The sequence below is a fragment of the Planococcus sp. 1R117A genome (assembly GCF_051417975.1).
Taxonomy (GTDB): domain Bacteria; phylum Bacillota; class Bacilli; order Bacillales_A; family Planococcaceae; genus Planococcus; species Planococcus shenhongbingii.
Window position 1 is genome coordinate 860552 of record NZ_JBPRLO010000002.1, and the last position, 7345, is coordinate 867896.

The window sequence follows — 7345 nt, forward strand, 5'->3', positions numbered from 1 at the left end:
TCCTTTCTTCAAAAAAAGCTGCCCTAAAAGGACAGCTTCTGATTATTCGTTGATCACGGGAAACGAGGGAATTGACCAAAGTCCGGTTTGCGTTTTTCTTTAAACGCATCACGGCCTTCTTTTGCTTCATCCGTTGTGTAGTAAAGCAATGTAGCGTCTCCAGCCATTTGCTGAAGACCAGCAAGACCGTCCGTATCGGCATTCATTGCCGCTTTTACAAAGCGAAGTGCAGTCGGGCTCATCTCAAGCATTTCTTCGCACCATTTTACTGTTTCATCTTCAAGCTGCTCTAAAGGCACGACTGTATTGACTAAGCCCATATCAAGTGCTTCCTGCGCATCGTATTGACGGCATAGGTACCAAATTTCACGTGCTTTTTTATGGCCGATGATGCGGGCCAAATAGCCTGAACCATAGCCGGCATCAAACGAGCCGACGCGCGGTCCTGTTTGTCCGAATCGTGCATTGTCCGCAGCAATCGTCAAGTCGCACACCACGTGCAGCACGTGGCCACCGCCAATTGCAAATCCTGCAACCATCGCAACAACAGGTTTTGGAATAACACGGATCAAACGCTGTAGATCCAATACGTTCAAACGTGGAATTTCATCTTCTCCGACATATCCGCCGTGGCCACGGACACTTTGGTCCCCGCCTGAACAGAATGCTTTCTCGCCTTCACCTGTTAAAACGATAACGCCTACTTTTGAATCGTCGCGTGCACGTGAAAATGCATCGATCATTTCATGCACTGTTTTCGGACGGAAGGCATTGCGCACTTCCGGACGGTTGATCGTAATTTTGGCAATGCCATTATACGTTTCGTATTTAATATCTTCATATGTACGTTCTGTAATCCATTCGCGTGTCATGATTTTCCTCCTCGATAATTAGAACTTAAATACTCCTTTACCATTGTAGCAAATTCAGCAGGTTTTTCCACATGTATTGCATGCCCCGCTTCAATAACGCCGTGCTGCACTTTTGGCAAGGCTTGTTTCATCTCTTCAGCAATCGCCATAAACTTCCGATCCATAGCTCCTGTTACCAATAAAACCGGCATATTCAATTGCTTAAGCTTGGTCCAGTAAGACTTTTGTGTGCCGGTTCCCATGCCGATTAAGCTATTAGCGAGCCCGAGCGGATTTTGATGCAGCCGTTCTGCGCGGATAGTTTGCTTAACTGTTTCCGGCAATCGTTTCTGGCTGTCAAAAAGAGGGATATTTTCCCATTTATCAACAAAAGATGTAATGCCATTTGCTAATATCTTCAGCGCCAGCTCACTGTCTCGCTGTTGCCGATCAAGCCGGTCGTCTGCTGATTTTAATCCAGGAGAAGCACTTTCCAGTATCAGTGCCTCTATCTGCTGTGGGTAAGTGCATGCATAAGCAAGAGCTGTGCGGCCGCCCATTGAATAACCCGCAAGCGCAAAATTTTCTAATCCAAGTTGTCCGAACAGCAGATTTAAATCCCGGATTTGGAGTTCCATCGTATAGCGTGCAGAATCTTCTGGTGAATCCGTCAGGCCATGGCCAAGCAGATCAATCAGAACGATGTTATATTCCGGTAAAGCTTTCTCAATTCCACGCCATGTTTTTGTGCTTCCAGTAAAACCGTGAAGAAAAACAATAGTGGATTTCTTGTCAAAGTTTAACACTTCTAGATGGTAGCGAACATCTAAAATTTGAATCTCCATTACTTCGACAGCTCCTCGCTAAACCGGTTCCACAACTTCCGATGGACCTCCACATTTTGTTGCCTGTCTGTAAAAACTTCAATGATTTTTACAAGTTTTTGCTTGCGGCTGCGCAAAGCCGAAATCAACTCTTCGTTCGAGTGTACTGCTGCATATTCAGTATCATACATACGCGCGGCATCCTTAAAATTCATCCCTGTCGGCGTGCCGAACAAATCTTCAAAATACCGCTCTTCCTGCGATTGCGGCAAGTAAGAGAAAATTCCTCCGCCATCGTTGTTCATGATGACAATGGTCAAATCTGTATCTTGCATTTTCGAAGCTATCAAGCCATTCATGTCATGCAGGAATGACAAATCGCCGATAAATAAATACGTCGGGCGTTTTACTGATGCCTGAACACCAAAAGCTGTCGAGACAACTCCGTCAATACCATTCGCCCCCCGGTTTGCATAAATCATCACATCACGCCCGTTGGTTTGGAAAAAAGTATCCAAGTCCCGAATTGGCATACTGCTGCTGACGACGAGATGGCATTTATCCAGTTCATCGAAAAATAATTTTGCCAAGACGCCTTCATCGAGTTCGTTTTCACAATGCTGCTCCACCATTTGCCAGTACAATTTTGATGCCTGCTGCCATTTAACGGCATAGGCATTTTCTTCTTTAGCTTTGATTGGGAGCTGCCATAAGCTTTTCGCTGCTGCTTGGATGTGATGGGTTACAACAGACTGGGCATCACGCATCATCGGGCTTTCATCAAACACGACATAATTTTTGGGCTTGATTGCGGCTAAATACAATGTCAGCGGTTTCGACACTGGCTGGGGTCCGATTCGGATGACCACATCTGGAATCATCGCAGCTTTGAACTGTTCATTTTTCAAAATGGCATCATATGAATCGATGATCAAATGCTGATTTTCCGGTTTTACATTAGCACGCAAATTGGACAATGGATCTGCCAGAACCGGCCACTGCAAATTCTGTACAAATTCCCAAAAGACATCCGGCATAGGAGCAGTCATTTCTCCGACCACCAATACCCCTCTATCTTGTTCCAATAACCCCTGCAAAAATTCCTTTGTTTCTTTATTTATTACAAATTCACCAGTGAAATGCATCATTTCGCCCCGGCTTACATAGCTTTGCTCAAAGTCGATGCGCAGCGGTTCACGAAATGGCACATTTATATGGACAGGCCCTTTTGGTTCCGTCTTTGCTGTTGCAACTGACCGGTGAAGATGGCGAGCCAAGAATTCCAATAGATTTTGTTCTTCCGGCATCGGCAAATCAGCAGCCCATTTCACATGGGAACCAAATAAATTGATTTGATTAATAGCTTGCGGCGCACCGACTTCCCGCAATTCAGGCGGCCGGTCCGCTGTCACGACCAGTAATGGAACCCTTGCATAATAAGCTTCTACAACAGCAGGAAAATAATTAGCAGCAGCCGTTCCTGAAGTGCAAAGCAGCATGACCGGCTTGCCGGATGCTTTAGCCATTCCCAGCGCAAAATAAGCCGCAGAACGCTCATCAATCTGCCGGTATACAGTCAAACCTTCTTGTTTCATGCATGCGTAAGCAAGCGGCGTTGACCGGGAACCTGGGCTAATGACCACGTCTGTGACGCCTAAGTGTATAAGTGAATGTGTAAAAGCTGAGACATACTCTGTTAACGATTTACGATTCGTCACTCAATTGACCTCCAAGCGCACGAAGCATTGGTCTAAATTTAACCCAAGTTTCTGCATACTCGGACTCAGATGTAGAATCTTCTACAATCCCGCCTCCTGCATACAAATAAGCTTCTTTTTCGTTCAGCAGCGCTGACCGGATGGCTACTGCAAACTCGCCGTCGCCTTTTGCATCTATCCAACCGATTGGCGCAGCATAAAATCCTCTGTTCATCGTTTCATACTGGCGGATCAAGCTCAGCGCTTCCTGTTTCGGTTCACCGCCAAGAGCCGGGGTAGGATGCAAAGCCTTAACCAAATCGAACAAAGTTGAATCTGGTTTCAGCTCTCCTTCAACCGGTGTATAAAGATGCTGAATATCCCTTATCTTCATTAATTTGGGTTTTTGGGGTACAAACATATGGGAACTATGCTCGTTAAAGACTTCACTGATCATGTTAACCACAAATTGATGTTCTGAACGGTTCTTTTTGTCATACAGTAATTCATTGCCAAGCTTTGCATCCTTTTCCACCGTGTTGCCCCGAGGAGTGGATCCTGCCAAACATGTAGATAGGGCTAGCCGGTCCTTCACTTTTACAAGCCGTTCCGGCGTAGCACCGAAGAACAATTGATTTTGTGCTTCCAAACCAAATAGGAAACTTTCAGGCTGCTCTTCAGATACTTGATAAAGAGCCGACGCAGATGAAAGCGGCTGTTCAAATTCTAATCTCAGCGAACGTGCAATCACCACTTTCTGGGCTTGTTTTGCTTTAATGAGGGCCGTCACTTTATTAATCGAGTCCATGTATTGCTCTTTCTTAATTTCAGTACGTTCCACTACAAGCGGTTTTTGGTATTTCGGTCGTTCCATAACTTGGGCAGCATGGATCAGCCGGTCCCGTTCTTTCCGCAAAGCCTCAAATGCGTTGAAGGTGGCATCTTCATTTGTAATTAAATTGATGCTGACATATGCCTGATCATCTTTAATTATCAATTGAAATGATGGCACTGCAAAATAAGCTTGTGGAAAATGGGTCCATTCGCTTTGAGTTTCATTTAACGGATCAAATGAAAATCCGCCAAATAATATGGGTTGCACATCTGCTTCTTCATTAACAATCTGGCTGCACAAACTCTGCCAATCTTGCTTGATTTCTTCAAACCGTCCATGATGATTTGGTGAAGCAAGAACATGGGCATGTCCAAGTCCAACTAAGGTAAATGTCTTTTCACGATTTTGCCAAAACATTCGCTTTCCTTGATAATGCTTATCCCCTGCTTCAAAAAATGCCAACGCCGACATTCTGGAGACTTCAATTGTTTCTGTGTAAAAACTGTACGCAAGATATCGCGTACTCGTATATTTTTCTGTCGATGAATTCTGTTGTGGATTCATCTTTTTCCCTCCGTTTTAAACTCGTTGCGCAATAAATCGCAATCTGCTTCACTTTTTAATCTCTATCTTCTATCATACTCTTTTCTATTAAATTGAGCACAACATTTGCTGTATTTCCAATGAAATTGAAGGAGAATACAGACGGAAAAATTGTACAGAATGACACAATCATTTGTTGCCGTTTATTACTGACCGCATAAAGCAATAAACACGTCTTACTTTCGCAAATACCTGCAGAGAAGCACCTGTTAGTCATCTTATTATCAGATTGCTAGTTCATCACATACTCCCACTTTTAAATAAGAAACCTCTTCTAATAAAAGAAGAGGTTCTGTATTGACTGAAATTTCTAAACAAGCTATATTGAGATAAGTTTTAATTGGAAAGGATGAGCACGTTTGGGACCTATTATTATTGGTATTTTTGCGGCTTTCTTTTTTGCTTTTACATTTGTTCTGAATGCAAGCATGGATTCGGCGGGCGGAAGTTGGATTTGGAGTGCCTCATTAAGATATTTATTTATGGTCCCTTTTCTTTTACTTATTGTGCTGGTTCGAAAAAACTTGAAGCCGCTATTAATTGAAATGAAACGGGCACCTGCACAGTGGCTGCTTTGGAGTTTTATCGGATTTGTCTTGTTCTATGCGCCTCTTTGTTACGCTGCCGCTTATTCGCCAGGTTGGCTGATTGCAGGAACATGGCAGATCACCATCATCTCTGGCTCCTTATTAGTACCCTTGTTTTATACAACGATTCAGACTCGCAACGGTCCGCTCCAAGTCAGAGAAAAAATTCCTTATAGAGGATTAGCAATATCCTTGATCATTCTTTTAGGTATTTTAATAATGCAACTCGAAAATGCCCAACAAATTCCACTGCAAACATTTTTGCTTGGCTTTCTCCCTGTGCTCTTAGCATCTTTCGCCTATCCGCTCGGCAATCGGAAAATGATGGCTCTATGTGGCGGCCGTTTAGACGCTTATCAACGTGTTCTTGGGATGACATTAGCAAGTCTCCCTTTTTGGTTTTTACTTGCTTGCTACGGGTTATGGACAGAAGGTACACCAAGCTCTCTACAAATCTTTCAGTCGTTAATCGTAGCCGTTTGTTCAGGAGTTATCGCCACCGTACTTTTTTTCATGGCAACTGATTTAGTCAGAAAAGATATGAAAAAGTTAGCAGCCGTGGAAGCTACACAATCTTTAGAAGTTTTGTTTGCACTGGCTGGAGAAGTAATTTTTCTTTCTATTGCTCTTCCATCTGCTCTGTCGTGTGTTGGAATTGCCGTCGTCATGATTGGAATGCTCATCCATAGCCAAGCTTCATTTAAACAAAATCTCCATCCTGTTCACACCATTAACAACTAAAAAGGAGACACTTTAAAATCAAGTGTCTCCTTTTTGAATGTCAACAAAAAAAGAGACATGCATTAGAATGCATGTCTCTTTTTGTATGACCCCTACGGGATTCGAACCCGTGTTACCGCCGTGAAAGGGCGGTGTCTTAACCGCTTGACCAAGGGGCCAAATACTGGCGGAGAAGGAGGGATTTGAACCCTCGCGCCGGTTTCCCGACCTACACCCTTAGCAGGGGCGCCTCTTCAGCCACTTGAGTACTTCCCCAGTATGGCTCCGAAGGTAGGATTCGAACCTACGACCATCGCATTAACAGTGCGGTGCTCTACCACTGAGCTACTTCGGAATGGTGGGCCTAAATGGACTCGAACCATCGACCTCACGCTTATCAGGCGTGCGCTCTAACCAGCTGAGCTATAGGCCCATATGTATAATAATTAATGGAGCGGGTGAAGAGAATCGAACTCTCATCATCAGCTTGGAAGGCTGAGGTTTTACCACTAAACTACACCCGCAAAAAAATGGTGGGTCAGGACGGAATCGAACCGCCGACACTTAGAGCTTCAATCTAATGCTCTACCAACTGAGCTACTGACCCATTTTGTTCTGTAAAAATGGCGGTCCCGACCGGGATCGAACCGGCGATCTCCTGCGTGACAGGCAGGCATGTTAACCGCTACACCACGGGACCATTTTGGTTGCGGGGGCAGGATTTGAACCTGCGACCTCCGGGTTATGAGCCCGACGAGCTACCGAACTGCTCTACCCCGCGACAATAATATAGAAGAAATAAAAATGATAGTCCACACATTTTGAAAAAAATGGAGGAGGAAGAGGGATTCGAACCCCCGCGGGATTTGACTCCCCTGTCGGTTTTCAAGACCGATCCCTTCAGCCAAACTTGGGTATTCCTCCGTGCTAATAAAATGAATGGTGGACCTTGCAGGACTCGAACCTGCGACCGGACGGTTATGAGCCGTCTGCTCTAACCAACTGAGCTAAAGGTCCTAAAAAAGTGGCGGCAGAGGGGATCGAACCCCCGACCTTACGGGTATGAACCGTACGCTCTAGCCAGCTGAGCTACGCCGCCAGGATCTTTATTATATAGTTGGTGGAGCCTAGCGGGATCGAACCGCTGACCTCCTGCGTGCAAGGCAGGCGCTCTCCCAGCTGAGCTAAGGCCCCATTGAATGGTCGGGAAGACAGGATTCGAACCTGC

Annotated in this window: 5 protein-coding genes and 12 tRNA genes; 1 reads left to right on the forward strand and 16 read right to left on the reverse strand. The window is 45.0% G+C overall.

What is annotated here, in order from left to right; all coding sequences use genetic code 11:
* Positions 1 to 53 precede the first annotated feature (53 nt).
* From menB to ACSFXN_RS09685, 4 genes are read right to left on the reverse strand one after another with little or no spacing between them, the layout of a single operon-like run.
* On the reverse strand, positions 54 to 872 hold the full coding sequence (gene menB / locus ACSFXN_RS09670; RefSeq protein ID WP_437149888.1) for a 1,4-dihydroxy-2-naphthoyl-CoA synthase: 819 nt from the start codon (positions 870 to 872) through the stop codon (positions 54 to 56).
* Positions 869 to 1696, reverse strand: a complete 828-nt coding sequence (menH, locus tag ACSFXN_RS09675) for a 2-succinyl-6-hydroxy-2,4-cyclohexadiene-1-carboxylate synthase (protein WP_437149889.1) — start codon at positions 1694 to 1696, stop codon at positions 869 to 871. Before menH ends, menB begins: the two co-directional genes overlap by 4 nt.
* A complete protein-coding gene (gene menD / locus ACSFXN_RS09680) occupies positions 1696 to 3393 on the reverse strand; it encodes a 2-succinyl-5-enolpyruvyl-6-hydroxy-3-cyclohexene-1-carboxylic-acid synthase (protein ID WP_437149890.1) in 1698 nt (565 codons plus the stop codon). Before menD ends, menH begins: the two co-directional genes overlap by 1 nt.
* The gene (locus ACSFXN_RS09685; protein ID WP_437149891.1) at positions 3380 to 4771 is read right to left on the reverse strand and encodes an isochorismate synthase; all 1392 of its coding nucleotides are present in this window, start codon (positions 4769 to 4771) and stop codon (positions 3380 to 3382) included. Before ACSFXN_RS09685 ends, menD begins: the two co-directional genes overlap by 14 nt.
* A 398-nt stretch (positions 4772 to 5169) precedes the next feature.
* Between ACSFXN_RS09685 and ACSFXN_RS09690 the strand changes: the two genes are divergently transcribed.
* On the forward strand, positions 5170 to 6138 hold the full coding sequence (locus ACSFXN_RS09690; RefSeq protein ID WP_437149892.1) for a DMT family transporter: 969 nt from the start codon (positions 5170 to 5172) through the stop codon (positions 6136 to 6138).
* 86 nt (positions 6139 to 6224) lie between these two features.
* On the opposite strand, the gene ACSFXN_RS09695 is transcribed toward ACSFXN_RS09690, so the two are convergent.
* From ACSFXN_RS09695 to ACSFXN_RS09750, 12 genes are all read right to left on the reverse strand, one after another.
* A tRNA-Glu gene (locus tag ACSFXN_RS09695) sits at positions 6225 to 6296 on the reverse strand.
* 6 nt (positions 6297 to 6302) lie between these two features.
* Positions 6303 to 6393, reverse strand: a tRNA-Ser gene (locus tag ACSFXN_RS09700).
* Between the two features lie 4 nt (positions 6394 to 6397).
* Positions 6398 to 6472, reverse strand: a tRNA-Asn gene (locus ACSFXN_RS09705).
* Between the two features lies 1 nt (position 6473).
* A tRNA-Ile gene (locus ACSFXN_RS09710) sits at positions 6474 to 6550 on the reverse strand.
* Positions 6551 to 6567: 17 nt separating this feature from the next.
* A tRNA-Gly gene (locus ACSFXN_RS09715) sits at positions 6568 to 6641 on the reverse strand.
* 7 nt (positions 6642 to 6648) lie between these two features.
* Positions 6649 to 6724: transfer RNA gene (locus ACSFXN_RS09720), tRNA-Phe, on the reverse strand.
* Positions 6725 to 6741: 17 nt separating this feature from the next.
* Positions 6742 to 6817: transfer RNA gene (locus ACSFXN_RS09725), tRNA-Asp, on the reverse strand.
* 4 nt (positions 6818 to 6821) lie between these two features.
* Positions 6822 to 6898: transfer RNA gene (locus tag ACSFXN_RS09730), tRNA-Met, on the reverse strand.
* Positions 6899 to 6948: 50 nt separating this feature from the next.
* A tRNA-Ser gene (locus ACSFXN_RS09735) sits at positions 6949 to 7041 on the reverse strand.
* A 16-nt stretch (positions 7042 to 7057) separates the two neighbouring features.
* A tRNA-Ile gene (locus tag ACSFXN_RS09740) sits at positions 7058 to 7134 on the reverse strand.
* Positions 7135 to 7142: 8 nt separating this feature from the next.
* A tRNA-Met gene (locus tag ACSFXN_RS09745) sits at positions 7143 to 7216 on the reverse strand.
* A gap of 19 nt (positions 7217 to 7235) precedes the next feature.
* Positions 7236 to 7311: transfer RNA gene (locus ACSFXN_RS09750), tRNA-Ala, on the reverse strand.
* Positions 7312 to 7345: the final 34 nt, after the last annotated feature.

What these genes read in the sequence shown, in the direction of transcription:
- menB (WP_437149888.1), bottom strand. Translation starts at nt 872, where the DNA reads ATGACACGCGAATGGATTACAGAACGTACATATGAAGATATTAAATAC.
- menH (WP_437149889.1), bottom strand. Translation starts at nt 1,696, where the DNA reads ATGGAGATTCAAATTTTAGATGTTCGCTACCATCTAGAAGTGTTAAAC.
- ACSFXN_RS09685 (WP_437149891.1), bottom strand. Translation starts at nt 4,771, where the DNA reads ATGAATCCACAACAGAATTCATCGACAGAAAAATATACGAGTACGCGA.